This window comes from Pseudomonas sp. 14P5.3.2 (genome assembly GCF_057799175.1).
This window is the reverse complement of record NZ_JBYOKU010000003.1, coordinates 133149-150786: the sequence shown is the minus strand read 5'-3', so window position 1 is coordinate 150786 and position 17638 is coordinate 133149. Positions and strand designations below refer to the sequence as shown.

The following is a 17638-nucleotide window of genomic DNA, read 5'->3' as shown; positions in this document are numbered from 1 at the left end:
TCTGTCTTCATAGGCAGCTTTCGGCCAAAGCGGAAATTCGTACTCAACTGGCGCGAGAATCAAAATGTTTGTCCGAGACAAGTTCGACGTCATCAAGGAGCCATAAACCTATACCGCGTGACGCTATACCCTTGACTATCTACACTGCCTCAGACACCAAAACCTTTGGCTCGACCGGGGCTACACGCATGAACCTTCAACATCGCAACAACGTAAAACTATTGGGCGATGGTCCTTCAACGTTGATCTTTTCCCATGGTTTCGGCTGCGATCAGACCATGTGGCGTTATCTTGCCGAAGGTTTCGCCGATCGATTTACAGTCCTTCTGTACGACCTCGTCGGCGCCGGTGAGTCGGATCTTGAAGCCTATGATCGGGAAAAGTACAACTCACTGGCCGGGTACGCACGTGACCTCAATGAAATCATCGACTATTACACTCGCGGGCCCGTGATCGTCGTAGGCCACTCTGTCAGCAGCATGATCGGTGCGTTGGCTGACCGCCAGGCGCCCGGAAGCATTTCTGCCCATATAATGATCGGTCCCTCACCCTGCTACATCGACACCGACGACTATGTCGGTGGTTTCAAGCTGGAGGACATTTACTCACTGCTCGACACACTCGACAGCAACTACCTTGGCTGGTCTAGCACCATGGCTCCAGTGATCATGGGCACACCTGGGCAACCGGCACTGAGCGAAGATCTGACCAATAGCTTTTGCCGCACCGAGCCCGATATCGCCAAGCAATTTGCGCGAGTGACGTTCATGTCCGACAACCGCCAAGACATCATCGGGCTGGCTACACCCACGCTGATCCTGCAATCCACAGACGACCTGATCGCTCCCGTCGCCGTTGGTGAATACCTACAGTCTGTGATGACCTCTAGCACGCTCTGCCTGGTGGCTAACGTCGGCCATTGCCCCCACATGAGTTCGCCCAGTGCATGCTCTGAGGCCATGGAAAACTTTTTGTTACCCTGGATGGGCGAATATGTCGACTGACCAGCCATTGCTGCCAGATGCTCACGCGCTGTTTGATGAAGCCCCATGCGGATTGGTGGTAACGAAGGAAGACGGCACGATTCTTCGCAGCAATAAGACGTTCAGCCATTCAATCGGCTTGGACGCCCAGGAGATCATCGGGCGGCGTTTTCAGGACCTACTGACGATGGGCGGACGCATTTTCCACCAAACTCATTGGTCGCCGCTGATGCAGATGCAAGGCTCCGTCGCTGAGGTAAAGCTCGACCTGGTCCACCATGACAAACACATTGTGACCATGTTGCTTAATGGCGTCCGACGCAAGCACGCCAGCGGTGCGTTTTATGAGTTAGCGCTGTTTCGCACCAAAGATCGCGATAAGTATGAGCGTGAGCTGCTCAACGCACGAAAAATCGCCGAAGACCTGCTGCGCGAAAAAACCGCCGCCGAAACAGCTCTCAGACTGGCTCAGGAGGAGCTAAAAAACGCCTACGAAAAGGCCCAGGTTCGCGCCGCGTTTGCCGAACAAATGGTCGCCATCGTCAGCCACGATCTGAAAAACCCGCTGACGGCTATCAAAATGGCCTCTGGCATCCTTGCCCGAGAGGAACGTCCCACTCGAGATAACAAGATGCTCGGCCACATCAGCCTGTCGGCAGACCGTGCTGAACGCATGATTGGCGACCTGCTAGACTTGGCATTAGCCAGAGTTGGGCAAGGCATTACTATCGGCCCTTCGACCGTGGATTTACATGCCTTCGTTGGCGCCAGCGTCGATGAATTGCGCATGACGTTCCCCCAAGCCACGTTGGTGCATCGGACTGTGGGGACCGGCAGTGCTTTTCTGGATGCAGACCGCGTGCAGCAAATCATTGGTAATCTGGTGGCTAACAGCGTGGTGTATGGTGATTTACAACAGCCGATCACGATCACTTCACGCATCGAGCAGGATAACGCCATTGTATCGGTACAAAACCTGGGGCCAGCCATTCCCAAGTCGTTGATGGGCGTTTTGTTTGAGCCCATGATTCGGGGAGAAATGACCGGCACCGACTCGCGAAGCGTGGGGCTTGGACTCTTTATCGTTCGAGAGATCGTCAGGGCGCATAACGGTGTCGTATCGGTGAATTCAACACGAGAGAGTGGCACCACCTTCACCGCGAAATTTCCGATGGTTTGATACACCGCATCCGCCTCAATTTCTCTTGTATCGACGTTACATTAATCGATCGTTTTCCGCCCGGGACGAAAGACAGAGTGTGGGGCCGGAAAACTTAATGACTTTACTGCTGTAGGAGGTACTGAAATGTAGCCCTTAGGCTAACCGCTCGAGCGCCGTCATTAAAATCCCGTCGGGGCGAGCAAGATCCTCAAGCACCGAGAAATGTGTACAGTCAGGAACATACACACTCTCGACTCTTTCTCCTGCAGCTTCACACGCTGCCGAGTATGCGTCTGACTGGCGTAACAACTCGGGTAGTTCCGCAGCGCCAACCGCAACAATCATTGGAGCCCCCCGACTTATATGGCGTATTGGGCTATAAATTTCGACCTCCGCACTGGTCAGTTGCAATTTGTCATTGAGCCAACAGAGGCTAATTGGCTCAAGATCGACCAGCGCGCTTATTGCGAGCGCATTTGCGACAAGTGGATGCGAGCGATGTACTGCAGTCAGATGCCCCCCGGCCGAGTGACCGCTGAGACAAACTTTACCACCAGCAATTCCAAGCCCTTCGACGTCCATTGTAAGACAATCAAGTAGACGTCCTATTTCCCCAACGATATGTGTGATAGATGCTTCAGGTGCAAGAGTGTATTCGGCCAATATCACATTAAAGCCTTTGCGAGTGCTCCTTCCGCTATAAATGCAAAATCTTCTTTGGCGCAGTTCTGCCAGTACCCTCCGTGAATGAAGATGAAAGTGGGAGCTTCCGCGTAGCCGCAGGGGAACCAGTCGAATCGCTGCCGCGAGCCCTCGCCATAGCGAAGGTCGCGCCTGCATGGTCTCCTTTCGTATAGTCGGGTGCTACGCGATTGAAATTTCCTCAGCACATCGGGAAAATCAGATATTGCTTGGGTGTTATTGTATGCGGCGTCGAGAGCTTTTCTATCCATGCCGTGATAAAGCGTTGTCATATTTTCTCCTGGATGGCTTAGCGAACAGCTACATAAAATGGCGTACATGGCAGCACTGCGCGTCGCTCAAACAGCTGCTGCAAAAGCAATTACACCTCAGTAGAACAAGTAAGAATCAAAAAAATCATAACCACATGCTCACACTTAACAAAAAAACAATCTTAAAAGTCATTAATATTTACCCTTCAGCACTTTTTCAAGCACACCAACAACTACTAACTCACATTCTATACTGCCGAGCGCCAATCAACATAACCACAAAATAAATGCCCGGCCATACCAACTTGAAAAATATTTTCCCCTAAAGCTGTTCAGTATTTCGATCACCAGGTTACTCCACCCGCACGGATCCGCCGCCAGCCCTACACTTGAAACATCTAATAGATAATACGCGAAACTAACTATTAGCCGTATCAATCAGAGGGATAAGATTTTCGAGCACGGTGGAATCTGCTTTTTTTACTCTCCACACATAGTAGGCTGACCGTTCAGATAGGACCTCAAGCTCATTTGAGGATTTGTACTCATCGTAAATCAACACATGTTTCAAACGAGAACTACTCAAACAAAACTGCGCCCATTGAACTTTAACATCACGAAATATTCGTGCATTAGCTATTAACAAATCAAAACGCTCAAACAAGTCAGGTGAGTAATGAGTAATTGAAACCAGCTCATCAAAATCGCTAACAGTAGCTGTACGAAAACAGCCCAATGCAATCAGCGAATTCTCGACAGAACACCTTTGCTCAAAGTTTTGTTCAGCGACAACTGCCCTGATTGCTCTGCCTGAAATTAGACGAGATCTCATCTGAAGACCTTAAAATACTAAGGTGATAGCTTAACGGCCAACTTTGCCGGCTATCAATCAGACAAATCTGAAAGTGCATTTAACTAGCAGGAGGGGCATGCAAAAACCTTACAATTTGGTACGGAGTGAAGGCTAAGATTGAATATTTGCCCCTCCTGAATGAAAGTCTTACCTCAGAACTCGAAGCTAACCCCAATGGTACCTTGCAGCCTTGAGTCGATCTGAGAGCCTCCTCCATTATGGAACGTCTTGCCTACTTCGGCGTGGACCCGGGTACGGTCATTGAGATGCAACGTCGACCCAAAGGAGAGTTCTGTCGAGCTGTAGTCGGTACTCTCGGAAAAACGGGTACTAGTGCCTGGGGTCACGAAGCGCGTCGTGTCGGTACCACCAAAATCATGCCACACATTGACCCGTGTATAAGGGGTCAGCCGGCCAAGCGGCGTGTCCGTCTCCCCTCCGAACCTCACCCCCAAACGCCCCGTCACATTGGTGGCCATATCCTGCTGAATAGAAGCTCCCGGTATCGAGGTATTAGCGAGATTATTATGGCCCACTAGGATTTGCGCCTGTGGTTCCACCCACATCTCCTGGCTCAAAGCGAACCGCTGCCCAATTTCCACAGATCCAGTGACGCTGTTGCCGCGACGTTCTTCATCATTAGTGCCTGAAGGAGTTTGGGCAGTAATGTTTTGATGACTGGACTGAAATACGATATCGGCATACTGATGCCGCGCATTCGCATAGTTCGCATAGCCCGCAATAGCCAGAGTATCGAACTTGAGATCGCCTGCGAATCTACGATCTGCGCTGGCAAGGCCATAGCGGCCGTTCACACGAGCACGACTGTGCAAATAACCCACATAAAAGCCGGTCGTCCAATCATCGTGAGCGAAAAGATCCACTCCAACTTGTATCCCTGAGAAGCCAACGTCACTGTCAGTTTTGGAAGCTCCACCCTGACGTATCCGCGAGTTTGAGCCTAGCGTTCGCAACCAGGCCTCTGGACCGTTCGACAAGCGCGCCCCATCTGTGTCGCCCCTTCGGGCGTGCAACGTTGACAACATAGTCATATCGCTTTGACGCAGCAGGTTTGGGAGTGCGCTGTACAGCGGTACTTCTGCCCGGTAGTTTGCATGCTGAAGCACCTCACCGGAGGTAGTGCGCAGATACCAGTTTTCGCCCTCGCCCTTCGCGTCTCCGGCGTAGAGACGATACTCAAACGCACCTGCGTCAACATGACCGCCCACAAGCGAAAACCCATCCTTGGAGGTCTGCGCGGTGGTCACAGCGCCATTCTCTGCCGCGATGATATTAATTCCGTCGCCAGTGGTCTGCGCACCTAGTCCCCCCCGATTGGTGACCTGTATGAACGTATGACCGGTCACCGTCGCATCAGGGCCGCTCAAAAGCAATCGATCTGTAGCGCTGCCATCGGCCCCCAATGAAGTGCCCAATTGAAGGATGCCGTTGTGACTGGTGTAAGCGCCCGTAACCTTCAAAGTCGAGCCTGCGCCGCCACCGAGCAAAGCGACAATTCCGTTGTTTTCCAGCGAGCGCAGAGTTTGACTCCAGCCCGCCGTGTCCAACCTCGCGTAAGGCGCCACCACATAGGAGGCGGCTGCGCCAAAAGTATCTTCCGCTCCAGCACGCAATGTGCCTGCTTCGACGTTAGTGGTGCCGGTAGATGCACTAGAACCTGTCAAAGTCAGCGTGCCATCACCAAGCTTGAGCCAATTACCGTAGCCCGACCGGCGGCTGACCATCGTCCAGTCGTGATTTGCATCGATTGTCACAAGCCCGTCATTGTCCACCGCCGCACGACCAAGATCGGCGGCATCAGCGACCCAAAGCCTTGCGCTCTCTCTCACGTCGTAAAGTCCTGAGAACGCCTGATTATTACCCCTGATCGTCACATCACTCTCGTTTGTCAAGCTGACCGTACCTGCGCCGCTGAGAGCATTGCGCAACACACCTCCAGCGTCATCCAAGACGAGCGTGCCGTGGTTGTTAATCTCACCATTCCCCAAACCTGACGCGTCATCAAGGTAGGCCGCGGCATTGGAGGCAATAGTCGTGTCGGCACTCAATGCTTCGTTAGCCCCGTCGATGAGCAGATTCCCGTCACGCAGATAGATCTGCCCCTGCCCCATAAGGCTCCCTTCCGACAGGCCACCTTCTCGGATCGTCAATGAACCATCGTTGATGTCTATGCTTGAGCCGCGCTGCCCCTCGAGTCGGCCAATTGTGGCGACCATACCGTTTAGGTCCACTGCGCTATTGCTGGAGACTTGTAACGCGCGGGTCCGTCCCAGAGCGTTATCAGCTTCTAGCAGCAAAGTCCCTGAAGAAACGGTTGTCGTTCCCAAATAATCATTGTGTGCGTTAGATAAAGATAAATGGCCGACACCAGCATTGACTTCAATATTTCCGTTGCCGCTTAGTTGCGCTGATAGGTCTGCGGCGGCACCGGTCGCTGAGTCGCGTTGTGCCAGAGCAAGAGTCTGGTTCAATTGCAAATCAAGACGTGAAAGTCCGTAATTGACGTATAACCCATCGCCCGGTGCCGTGGTGAGTCGATAGTCGTAAGTGCCCTTGGCAACGATTTGATCATTCTGCGCAATATCAATATGCTGCGCAGCACTAATTACCCGGTCGTTTTGATCGACAAGCGTCAATGCACCTGCGCTACCGAAAACTTGCTCTGCATTCACAAGACGAGTACCCACGCCAGCATCATCCTGGCTCAACAGGTCAACTGTATTGCCTAAACCAGGAGGCGTGGGGGTAAATGGCGTCGGTAACTTAACCTGAATAGCCCCTCCCTCTCTCGTGTTTAAGCTCTGGGTAGTAACAAGACTTTCAGCAGTCATCTGAGCGGGAACGGTTGCGTTGAATGCAAGTTTCCCCCCTTTAATCTCCAAACCTTTGATATTTTGCTCGCCGTCGGCGACAGTTATGAGGCTGCCGGTGTCAGCTCTCAGTGTTGCGTTGCCAAGTGACAGCGCGTTAAAACCTCCCAGGTTGAAGGTACTACGCCCCACGACTAACACACCTTCGAAAGCCTTCCCAGTGGACGCTGCCAAATCAAACGCATGACTATCAGTGTCAATGGTGATCAGCCCTGCGCCACTCAATGAATTACTCAGCACGACATCGTTACTCCGCCGCACGGCCAAGACGCCACCAGTGCTGACAATCACGTCACCGGATACACTGCCGCTAGCCCCGCCATCGCCCAACTGCAGTACTCCCGCATCAACTAGGGTCGGTCCTTGATAACGACTGTCTCCGCTCAAGATTGTTGTCCCGAGCCCCGTTTGACGGACGGCACCCGCTCCGGCAATGGTATTTACTCGGACGGTATCGGGGCGATCGAACACCAGCATCGAATCATTATCGACATAGCCAAGCTCAACCTTGCCCACTGCTTCACCGTTACCTATTTTCAAGGTGCCATCCGACACCATAATAGAACCAGCGCGACTGATCCCGCTCGAAAGCGTCAGCGTACCGCCCCCCTCTTTCACCAGATGGCCTGCATTGATCAATTCAGGAGCCGAAAGCATGGCGGTGCCCTCAATAATGCCCATCATAGTGGCGCCCGCACTGAGGCGAACGTTATCCGCAACAGTGAGCTCTGCACCGTCGGCAAACCTGAGTTCGCTGCCGCTGACCCCCAGACTACCAAGCGTTGAACGGCCTGTTTCCAGTGCCCATACCGATCCGCCATTCAAGTTCACGGTCGAATGATCTGCGGAAGTATTGCCAATCAATGCAGAGGCATCGTTCGCGGTCAGATTTATAGATTGGCCGTTATCCCTGATCAGCGAGACGCCTGATAGAAGGCTTTTCGAGAGCGTCAAATCCAAACCGGCCGGAGCAGAATGGGCGACGCCGAGGATTGCTACCCCACGGGTGCTTTGCATATCGCTATCAGTCAAGGCAAGCGAATTGAGACCACCGGCAGATCGAATGACGCTGGCATCCGGACCATCCATCGTGGCGTGTAGCTCACTGAAAGTTTGACCGGAATGGTCGACGAGTGTGATGGCAGAACCTTCCGCTGCCGTGGAATTCAGGAACAACGGCGCATTGCTGGTCAGTTTTGAGTCCTGGCCTTGAATAATGAGCGCTGAACTGCCGTTGCCGGAAAGAGTTAGCGTGCCTCCCGTGAGTGAAACTTTGCCACCCTCTCGAGCTTCAATGCCGTTGCCACTGAGTCTCGCACCGGCCAGCACCTCTGAATTGGTCACCTTCACCTCACCCTGATTGTCAGCAACGATCGCCGAGTCTGTTGCACCAGTGGTCGTAAGGTCTCCGCCGTCAAATATAACCAGCCCACCGTCTGTGGCGCGTGCGACCGTTTTAACGGCGCTGACATTTCCGGAGCTGACGATCGAGCTTCCAGTGCCCATCGCCTCCAAGGCCGTATCGCTTCCGAACATGGTTCCGCCCGATGCTAAAAGATAAGTGCCGCCATTCGAAGCGCGAGCGCCAGTTGCATTGGAGCCGGTAATGGTCGCGGCGGTGTTTCGGATCACAGAATTGCCGCCGTTCGCTTCCAGGGCAATATTGTTCCAGTACGGTGCGATAATCTGGCCGCTGGCGAGTTCGACTGACGCGCCGTCCAATGCGCTGACAGCGCGTGAGCCCTGGATCTCACTTTGTTGGACCACAGCCTCCGACATGCGGATAACGGAGCTAGGACCAGTGGCGAGCAGCGCCTGACCGGCCCCGACAACTGTACCGCCGACCAGATCGATCACGCCTCCCTCAGTGGCTTTCAAGGCTGTCGCGTTGCCGAAACCCGTAACTGTGATGTCGGCAGAGGTGGTGATGTGACTGGGGACTACGCCTCGTGCAGTTACGGCAGCAACACCCCATCCTTCAGCGTCCACCGTACCCCCATCGAGCACAATTGCTGCGCCGTTCACTGCCCTGATTTCTCCGGTGGTGGCAACCGATCGAGCGGTGATGGTGCTGCCAGGATCTCTTGCAACCATACCGTTTTCAACTTTGCTGCCGCTATCCAGCGTAATACTAGCGCCCCGCTCCGCGAGCACGCCGGCGCCCGCTTCGGTCCCAGCGGCATAGGTTGAGCCCTCGACGATACTGCCTTCGCCGCTAGCTGCAATGCCAAAAAGTCCGGTATAGGTGCCGCCGTTAAGATTAAGCCGCCCGCCCCCAAAAACGGCTGCCCCACCCGTCACTCCGCTAACTTTGGCTGAACTATTCACTTCGCCGGTGCCCCTGACCACCATGCCAAATGCACAACACAAATCAGGAGGCGTGGCAGGCTCGATCGAAACTGCGCTGAACTCATCTAGATTTACGATCCCACCGTCAGCTACATAAAGCGCGCCCTGAATACCTCCCTCAAGCCCCCCCTCTCGCGCATATGAGTTGATCAACACGCTATAGCCTGTATAAATTCCTCCCGAATTGACATAGACAGCAGCTGCGTTCGGATAGTCGTGTGTGACGTGGCTTTCTGTAAGCGGGCCGGTCACAACGAAAGGGAAGCCGTCTCCTCCTCGCGCCTGGCAACACACGACAAAGCCCAGCGATAGCGAAGAAAAGCAACCCATAATACGGGTAGCGTAGCGCACCAGCTTGCGGGCTCCGGAGTTGCAATGTCGTCGGGCATATTCAGACGCGACCACCCACCCCTTGGTGGCTGTTTTCCACACAAGAGAATAAACAAAGTTCATTTTAATACTTCCATTACCAAGTCAATCGATAACCGATGTTCAGTGCCCAGGGACGCTCGAGAGTAGAGCTGTGACTTGTCTCCAGATCTGCATAGATTTGGTGGCCATTACCAACCGAACCGGTGATGCCGGCTCCGCCGTACCAACCTCCCCCTTTGCCCTCGGGATGACTTGCAATACTGTTGGTCTTAACTTCGTCGCGAGCATTCAGGTCTTGCGTCCACCCGGCTTTCAAGTACGGCTGCAGGGTTACGCTCCCTTCTAGTTTCAGATCACGACCCAACAGGCTGCCGACGCGGGTCTGAGTGGACATTTCACCGCTCGTGCTCACGCGCATACCGTTGCTCAATCGGTAACTGTCGGCAGAGGCATAAAGCGTCGAGAACTGGACCTGAGGTTCAACGAACCAGCCATCATCAAGGGTGAATCGTTTGCCTACCTCGAGTGCAATACCGGCACCATAGTTGCGGGTATGACCTTTTATCTGAGCACCGTCGCTACCTTGGACGTCCAGTCGGGTTGACCAGCGATTCAGTGTGAGCAAACCATCGGCGTACCAGCCAGCGTCATCGAAGTAGGTGGTGTAACTCCCAATCTGATAGCTCTCCAGCTTGCCGCTGCCCTCATCGTTGAAACGCCTGTTGGTATGGCTGTATCCCAATAGCCCGCCCAGAATCAAAGATCCGTTACCGACGGCAATTCGACGATCTATGCCGAACTGAACGCCTTTAACATGCTGGGAAAAATGCCGGCCGACATCGTTATCTAATAGCTGTTTCTGTCCATAACTGCGTATCCACACCCCCTCATGCTCTGCATTTTGTCGCGCATCACCCAAACGCTGGATCAGCGTGCTGCGCTCCGCATCCCAAGTGCCGCGCAAAGTGGCAATGGCACTTGAGTTGATTGCGGCGCTGGCTGCAGTGGATAGGTTTCGGGCGGTTGGTACCGGGGGGGGTGTTGGAATAGCAGGCTCGGGTATAGGCGGCTCCGGCGTCGGGAGCAAAGGCCCAGGCAGTGCTGGCTCCAAGGGGTCAGGCGAAGTAACGGGCGGCTTAGGAGTAGATACACTAGGCGGCGGAATCGAAGGTTCAGTTGGCTCTCCAGGCTCCGGGTCAGGCTCAACGTGAGAAACGTTGACCAAACTCCAGCGTGAAACATTCTGGCTCCCACTTGCCTCGCTATCGCTACGGCGCAATACGTAGCGGTAGGAGCCAACATCTACTACCTGGTTTCGGTTCGCCAATAAGAAACCACCACTGCCGCCTTGGCTTTGTACCAATGTCAGGCTTTGAGCGTTCACCGATGGTTCCGTGCCGCTGTTTCTTACCAAAATTTGATTGTTACCCGTCACTTGCCCGCCAACCTCAAGACGGTCACCCTGCTGAGCGCTTAAGTTGGTGTTCACGGCGTAATGACCATCGCCGTTGAGATCTCCACCAATTGTGAGATGTTTGAAGTTTTCTGTGACTGGGCTGCCGAAATCGACCATACCGTTATTCGTGAGCGATGCGATGCTGGAGTCACCCCGAATGGTCCATTTGCTGCTGCGATCAATGGATATGGCAGAAGTCATGAGGCCTGCGTCACGAACCGCGCCGTCGAGCAAAGATTGGTCATGCAAGCCTATGTAAAGCTGGCCGGCATCCTGTTGTATATCTCCGTTGATTGAAGAGTTGTAAGCGTCCATGGCCACGTACCCTGCCTTGACGTCACCGGTACCATTGGTCACCCATACCGCAGTGCCGGAGTCTTTGCCCTTGCTGCCGCTGAGCGTGCTTTTAATCATGGATAATCCGAGGCTGCCACCCGAAACTCTCAGCGCACTGCTTTTATACGACTGCACATCGCTATCAACGAGTTGTATGTGGTTGCTCACCTGTGATTCAGCAGCCTGGCTGACCAGCGCATACGCCCTATTCGCAAAGGTCTTGACATGCGACCCCTCTAAACTGACGAAGCCGTTATTACTGATGTGCACTCCATAAGCTGAGGCGCCTTGAGTGGTCACAGTACTGTTAGTCACCTCTAGCTCAGCGCCCTTACCCGATGCGAATAGCCCATGTCCCATCTCCCCGTGAGTCAGCACCTGACTGTCGGTGATTGCCATGCGCGCTCCCGCATACCTAGCCAGCGCACCGACAGAGCCCGCGCCATAGGTCTCGATTAAAACGTTCTGCACATCGAAGGAAGCTGAAGGTTTTTCGGAAGGATCACCGATAACGTCCGTTGACGCATACAGCCCGTGGGCCGATTTACCGTGGGTAATCACGCTACCGCCTGCCATTTGTACTGCGCCTGCGCGATTGTCAACTCCTGCCGCCTGTGCGCCCCAAGTTTGCAGATCGCTGTCTTTAATCACTGCGAGGGTGTCGGTACCCGGTAACCAGAGCGTAGCGCCGCGGTTGCCCTCGGTTGTTACTTGCACGTCGTCCAACTGCGCCTTAGCTTGGCGTGCATCTAGAACGATCGCATTGCCAGTCTGCGAAGCGATGTGTGAGTGATCGACCGATACCTCCCCGCCGTTTTGCGAGCCGGGCCTTATTAGAATGGCATCGCCTTTGGCTTTCAGACTGCCATTGCTGAAGACGAACCGCCCCCCCTCTATATCTGCCCCTTGGGCATTCTGAGCCAAAGCGGAAACACCATCGGACTCGATGATAGTGTCGGCGCCGATAATCGCGAACACAGGTGCGAATTGCCCAAAAGTTACGGCCGATACGCCGGTTAATTCAACGATTGCACCTTTTTGTGCCCTGACCGCGTAAGCAATTTTGCCCGAGGACGTGAGAGTTGAGCCGTTGCTCCTGATGACCGAACCTGCCCCATTGGCCGATAACACGTCACCAGAATTACCACTGGAGCTAAGGGTTCCTCCAGCGAGTTCAGCCACAGCGCCTTTTTCCACCACGACACCTCGGCCACGATCACCGGTAGCAATGATGTTGGTGTCCTGCAAGCGCAAAAGGGAGCCTCTTCCGCTGGAGCTCGAACCATCGGCTAAATTACCGCTGGCGAGGATCGTCGACTGCTTCAATTGCGCCGCCCCCCCGGCAAGTACTTGCACGCCGCTGACAGCACCATTGTCAGTATCTGCGATTGCCTTAATATTTAGAGCGGATCCGTTCAAGATGTTATTCGACCCGCTGACTCTAATGCCGGGCCCTTGACCGATATGCGTGACATGGTCACCTTCCAGTGTGAGAGATTTTCCGGAAGTGGATGACAGGTCAATTTGGTCATACTCAGCGGCGTCTGCAGGCGACATCAAGACTAACAGCGCACAACTTATCGCCAGATCGACAGGTGATCTTTTAAGTAACCCCATCCGTCATCTCCCATATAAAACTTAAGCAAAATCACGCAACCAATCGAAAAATCTTCCCGACTGCCCGACCAGAATTTTAATCACTGATAACTTACGGTTACCGTAGCTGCCCCATGGACTTTCCCGGGAGAAACACAGTTTTTACCTGCATCGCTTTGGTAATAGCGCACTTGATAAGGCAAGTTAAAACTGGCCGAACCATTCAACACCGACCCGACAACTCGCCTTACCCCGAGAGTTATTGGTTGCCCGGTATCAGAGTCGATAATTTGAAGTGCAATACATTCCGCATTGCCGCTGCCAGTTTGGGGTTTGATAAGTCCCGCACTGCCGTTGGCAATAAAACGGTCGGCGTCAAGATTCAGAGTGACGGCGCCATTGCTTCCAGAGCAAGTGAAGGCAACGTTAAATGGTGTCTCACCACTCGTCGTACCCAATCCTTGGAATCGGCTGATCGGCACAGCGCCCATTTCCACAAGCAAGTCGCCAATCGAGCATGTGCCGGTTTCCGGCACTATCTCACCGCCACCACCCGAAATCCTTGTAGTTAGAAAAACTCCGCTGTTGAAGGGATAAGTGCCATAGGCTGTATTGTTGGTATATATACCACCCGCCAAGGCGCCTGATCCCACATCAGTACTGGTCTTTATCAACTCGACCACAACTCTTCCGCTTACATTTACAGCGAGCGAATTCTGCTGCACTGACCCGCTTACACCTGGCATGCCTAATTGCCAAGTAGTTGATTGGCCTGCATAGAAAGGTATCGCCGCTCCTGCCTGATACCAGCTGGTTCGAATGCCTACACCGGCTATATTGGTACTGTAAACATTTTCTATTGAGGTGGCAGTTCCTTTAACAACTCGCCATTGGGTGGTATCTCCTGGGGTGCAACTTAATATAGCGAAATACGAACCTGTAATAGGAAACTCCTGAGTATAAAACACCTCGCCGACAGCGGCAGTGGCCGGCACAGATATTCGCCCCATTGCCATATCGATAGTTGCGCCCTCTTGATAATTAGGCATCATGCCGCAAATTGCGTAAGCCGATGACGAAAACATCAAGACCAACATCGCACGAAATAATTTACTCAGAAATTTTAACCGTATACTTCTAGCACAACACTTTCCAACGGCATTCTTGCCGCATTGTTTGATCAAGTATTTCATCGGCTGCTCAGGCTTGCGCCTCCTCTAACCACACAAGGGGCCTGAGCACGCATAATGTCGTGATTACCTGCATTCGCAGCCGCCAATTGATATATCACTTCACAACTGGAATCGTCCTGCATGCTTACGGTCAGGGAGCCGTTGTCGCCTACACCTTGTACGAACAGATTGTTGCCTTGGCCTACTACACCCACCACGTTGCCTTCCTGATCGCGGACGTCCGCGCCGAAGGTCAGATTCAAGCTTTTGCCGTTGCTAACGTGTATCACTGCTGACTGCCCGACCCTAGTCTCGAAGTCGACTCGAACGATGGCGCCTGCGTAAGGAGCGACCTGTTTGGTGGTGTTCTGGAACGCGACATTCATTGAACTGCCTTTCGGATCCAGATTGATGTTGTTCATGCGATAAGGTGACAACGACGGAACGATGGCGTAGCCGTTCTTATCGACTACCAGGCCGGATAAACCACCAACGCTCGCGCCCTCCCCACCCGGCGCGGAGACCAGTCCGATGGTCTCGCCAGTGTTGGGCGAGAAAGTCACCCCTCCGCTGTGCGCCAGCACGCTGCCGTTACTGCCAAACGATGTAGATTTATAATCGCCACCTCTTTCGAAGGATCCTCGCAGTGTGCTGCGATTGCCTCGATACTGCGTGTTGAGGCTGCTAGAGCTTGAGGTGTTGGTATCAGTCGCTTGCGTGATGCCGTAACTCCAACGTCCAGCCTCATCGGCTACGCCACTAAGGTAGTTGCGCAATGTGCTACCCTGGCCCGGACCGCCGGTATACTGAGTGCTGAGCGTCGGCGACCTCCCGCTATTTCCAAGCGGTATGTTCAAGCTAACGAAGTATTGAGTTTGAGAGCCAAGAAACTCGTCGTTATTGCGGCTGGCGGAAATGCTGTAACTGATGTCGCCCGCATTGCCGTTGAACCCTATTTCAAACTGGCGGCTAGAGTCGTTTCCGCCACCCCAGGTTTGACGAGTACTGCCGGTCAAGAATAGCGAGCCAAAGTTGCCGACGGGTTGGTCGATGCTTAAATCGAAGCGATCACGCTCGTGTCCTTCCCATAGCCACTGCTCACGAAACCCTGGAGCGTTGACCCACTCGCGAGCATCCACAGCCTGGGTTAGGGTCATATATTTAGAGGAGGAATAGCGATAGGCGGCCAAAGTGAAGTTGGTCTTGGTTTCACTCAGCATTTTGCTGTACGCGATTTTGAGACTACGGCCTTCAGTCGAGCCATAGCCACCACTAAGCTGGGTGTTTTCCTGCGTTAAATCTAACGAAAACGCTCCGTAGGTAGTATTCACCCCCAAGCCTAAAAGCCCGGATTGAAAACCCTCGCTGAATTGAAGCCCTCCGTATCCGGTTAGGTAATTGTTCAAGCCGTAGTACACCGTACCCTGCAACAAATGGGCATCATTGGCCATAACCTGGTTATAAAGCTTGCCTGCGACAAGATCGTATTTAGCTCGACCTGGTCGCATGAGATTGGTAACAGAAGAATAAGGCACATCGAAGCGCCGCTCGCCCCCGTCAGCCTCGGTTACAACAACATTTAGATCGCCGCCATATCCTGTTGGGTAAAGATCGTCGATCACAAAATTACCTGGAGTCACTGTCGTCTGGTAGATTTTTGTGTCGTTCTGCCACACCTCTACACGCGCGTTGCTGCGAGCAAAACTGCGAATGGTTGGTGCAAAACCAATCTGCGAGTCTGGGAACATGCGCTCGTCGGACGCCAAACTGACGCCTCTAACCGCCACGCTGTCAAAGCCCGCACCTTTTGTATTGAACTCGCCCAAAGAAACTGTGCTTTTGATGTCGCCAACAGGTCGTTGCACATAGGTTGATAAACGGTTCCAAGTGCTTTTGGAGCCATTGGTCCAGTTGACGTTGGCGTTGTGCCTGAATTGCCAAAGTCCGAAGTTGAACCCGCCACGCAAGCTTAGGTACGCGGAGTCCGTACTGCCGGAATGGTCATTCTGACTGTTGAAATAGTTCAGGTTATAGTCAAGTTTGCCCGCCGTAATACCAGGATCCCAGTAATCGGGTTCGACATAGCCTCGTGCAGTGCGGCGCAGTGCTGCCTGGGGGATTTGCAGGTAGAGTTTTTGCTCCGAGATGTCAGCATAGGAAACAGTGTTAGACATCACCGCAGAGAGGGTGCGACAGCCCTGAAATACTTTCAGGGATTTAGTATCGATTCCAAACTGATGCATTGCGTCCAGGGTCAGGCAGGCTTGGGCAATGTTGCTGCTGCTTATTTCAACAAATTCAACTTTTGCCCTGGTAACCTGTTTTCCGTTGATATAAATATCTAGATCGTAGAATCCAGGTAGTACCGGATTGCCTTTTTGATAGCGCGACATGTCCATGGTTTTAGCATTGCCTACTAGAAATGAGCTACTGAACTCGGCATCCTCATATTCCGCGTGCGACGCCGCTGCGGGCAGCGTTGCTTCTGCTGCCATCGCCCTAACATCAGCTATGCCCAAGATCAGAAAAAACATCGCACGAAAGCAACTGCTCGCGCGAAGTGGCATCGCCAAAAAAAACTGACGGCGAGGTATTGATAAATCAAAACTCTTCATAAAACATCACAACTAAGAGCCCGTTAACACCCATACACTTTCTCTGCTGCGGATGAGATAGCGCACAACAGGTGAGTAGCACTGCGATTGAGAAAGATGTCAGCACATATGAAAAACGGCGTGCGCAAATAAGCTTGTGCCAAATCGTCAATACTTAGATAGCTTGCGAGCTCAACATCTTGAGCGCGCCGTAGTCATTTATATATTCAAATTGTACCTGCCCATCCCCCGCCCCTGTTCGGACAACATCTTGACGAACAAGCCTGAAAACCTCTTTCTTTCCTGGCGCCACCATGTGAGTTCCTTCTTTGTTACCAAGGGTACCCCCATCTTTGGTGACTTGAATATTGGCGAATGAGATATGCAACGGTGAATTATTAGTACAACTTAGCTTCCATTGTCCGTCCTCTTTTATCAGATGCCACTTTAGCGTTTTCGCTGCCTCCTCTAGTGTTTCCTTGACTTTCTCCGGACGATAGAAAACCTTGATACGGCTTTGCACAGCTAGTAATAAGTTATTCTTGTCCTTCGAATTCGCAGCTACAGGTGGAATCTCCAGCACATTGAGATAAAACACTGCCTCCTTATCCTCTGGAAGTTTTGCACCGTTAAAAAGAATTCGTAGAGTTTGAGAGGCTTGACCTTCGATTCTAGAAATTGGAGGCATAACGAAAAAAGGTGCCGAACTATTCTCGGGTGTAGAATTGGTCGCACCATCATCCATCCAAGACTGCACCAGAGAAGGCGTTACACCTTTGTTAGCCAATGCAATTGTAACTTCCCTCTCCCCTGCTGGGTAAATCAAGCGCGTACCTCCCAATACGATATTCGCGCATGCAACCGGACTCGAAAGACAAACTATTAGAAAGCTTATAAAACATGAATACTTTGGCATGGTCA

10 protein-coding genes are annotated in these 17638 nt (G+C 52.8%); 2 read left to right on the top strand and 8 right to left on the bottom strand.

Annotated features, from left to right (window positions below; translation table 11 throughout):
• The first annotated feature begins 188 nt into the window (after positions 1 to 188).
• Together AC27VU_RS03650 and AC27VU_RS03645 are read left to right on the top strand one after the other, a co-directional pair.
• Entirely contained in the window at positions 189 to 1004 is an 816-nt protein-coding gene (locus tag AC27VU_RS03650) for an alpha/beta fold hydrolase (RefSeq protein ID WP_401061855.1), read from the top strand.
• Entirely contained in the window at positions 994 to 2163 is a 1170-nt protein-coding gene (locus AC27VU_RS03645) for a PAS domain-containing sensor histidine kinase (RefSeq protein ID WP_488723429.1), read from the top strand. The genes AC27VU_RS03650 and AC27VU_RS03645 overlap by 11 nt, the downstream gene beginning before the upstream one ends.
• A gap of 135 nt (positions 2164 to 2298) precedes the next feature.
• On the opposite strand, the gene AC27VU_RS03640 is transcribed toward AC27VU_RS03645, so the two are convergent.
• The 8 genes from AC27VU_RS03640 to AC27VU_RS03605 all read right to left on the bottom strand — a co-directional run bounded on the left by AC27VU_RS03640 (position 2299) and on the right by AC27VU_RS03605 (position 17633).
• Positions 2299 to 2814, bottom strand: a complete 516-nt coding sequence (locus AC27VU_RS03640) for an alpha/beta hydrolase (protein WP_488723428.1) — start codon at positions 2812 to 2814, stop codon at positions 2299 to 2301.
• Positions 2811 to 3119 carry a hypothetical protein gene (locus AC27VU_RS03635; protein ID WP_488723427.1) on the bottom strand — a complete coding sequence of 103 codons (309 nt, stop codon included), beginning with the start codon at positions 3117 to 3119 and terminating at the stop codon, positions 2811 to 2813. The genes AC27VU_RS03640 and AC27VU_RS03635 overlap by 4 nt, the downstream gene beginning before the upstream one ends.
• A gap of 397 nt (positions 3120 to 3516) precedes the next feature.
• Positions 3517 to 3930 (bottom strand): hypothetical protein, encoded by a 414-nt coding sequence (locus AC27VU_RS03630; protein WP_401061861.1) that lies wholly within the window; start codon positions 3928 to 3930, stop codon positions 3517 to 3519.
• Positions 3931 to 4103: 173 nt separating this feature from the next.
• Positions 4104 to 9644, bottom strand: a complete 5541-nt coding sequence (locus AC27VU_RS03625) for an autotransporter outer membrane beta-barrel domain-containing protein (protein WP_401061863.1) — start codon at positions 9642 to 9644, stop codon at positions 4104 to 4106.
• Between the two features lie 13 nt (positions 9645 to 9657).
• Positions 9658 to 12972, bottom strand: coding sequence for an autotransporter outer membrane beta-barrel domain-containing protein (locus tag AC27VU_RS03620; protein WP_488723426.1), 3315 nt, complete (start codon positions 12970 to 12972; stop codon positions 9658 to 9660).
• A gap of 80 nt (positions 12973 to 13052) precedes the next feature.
• Complete coding sequence (locus AC27VU_RS03615; protein WP_488723425.1) at positions 13053 to 14144, bottom strand: fimbrial protein; 1092 nt, start codon at positions 14142 to 14144, stop codon at positions 13053 to 13055.
• Positions 14141 to 16738: a fimbria/pilus outer membrane usher protein gene (locus AC27VU_RS03610; RefSeq protein WP_488723424.1), complete on the bottom strand. Its 2598-nt coding sequence runs from the start codon at positions 16736 to 16738 to the stop codon at positions 14141 to 14143. The genes AC27VU_RS03615 and AC27VU_RS03610 overlap by 4 nt, the downstream gene beginning before the upstream one ends.
• Positions 16739 to 16892: 154 nt before the next feature.
• Complete coding sequence (locus AC27VU_RS03605; RefSeq protein ID WP_488723520.1) at positions 16893 to 17633, bottom strand: fimbrial biogenesis chaperone; 741 nt, start codon at positions 17631 to 17633, stop codon at positions 16893 to 16895.
• Positions 17634 to 17638 lie beyond the last annotated feature (5 nt).

What these genes read in the sequence shown, in the direction of transcription:
- AC27VU_RS03630 (WP_401061861.1), bottom strand. Translation starts at nt 3,930, where the DNA reads ATGAGATCTCGTCTAATTTCAGGCAGAGCAATCAGGGCAGTTGTCGCT.
- AC27VU_RS03605 (WP_488723520.1), bottom strand. Translation starts at nt 17,633, where the DNA reads ATGCCAAAGTATTCATGTTTTATAAGCTTTCTAATAGTTTGTCTTTCG.
- AC27VU_RS03620 (WP_488723426.1), bottom strand. Translation starts at nt 12,972, where the DNA reads ATGGGGTTACTTAAAAGATCACCTGTCGATCTGGCGATAAGTTGTGCG.
- AC27VU_RS03635 (WP_488723427.1), bottom strand. Translation starts at nt 3,119, where the DNA reads ATGACAACGCTTTATCACGGCATGGATAGAAAAGCTCTCGACGCCGCA.
- AC27VU_RS03610 (WP_488723424.1), bottom strand. Translation starts at nt 16,738, where the DNA reads ATGAAGAGTTTTGATTTATCAATACCTCGCCGTCAGTTTTTTTTGGCG.
- AC27VU_RS03615 (WP_488723425.1), bottom strand. Translation starts at nt 14,144, where the DNA reads ATGAAATACTTGATCAAACAATGCGGCAAGAATGCCGTTGGAAAGTGT.
- AC27VU_RS03645 (WP_488723429.1), top strand. Translation starts at nt 994, where the DNA reads ATGTCGACTGACCAGCCATTGCTGCCAGATGCTCACGCGCTGTTTGAT.
- AC27VU_RS03625 (WP_401061863.1), bottom strand. Translation starts at nt 9,644, where the DNA reads ATGAACTTTGTTTATTCTCTTGTGTGGAAAACAGCCACCAAGGGGTGG.
- AC27VU_RS03650 (WP_401061855.1), top strand. Translation starts at nt 189, where the DNA reads ATGAACCTTCAACATCGCAACAACGTAAAACTATTGGGCGATGGTCCT.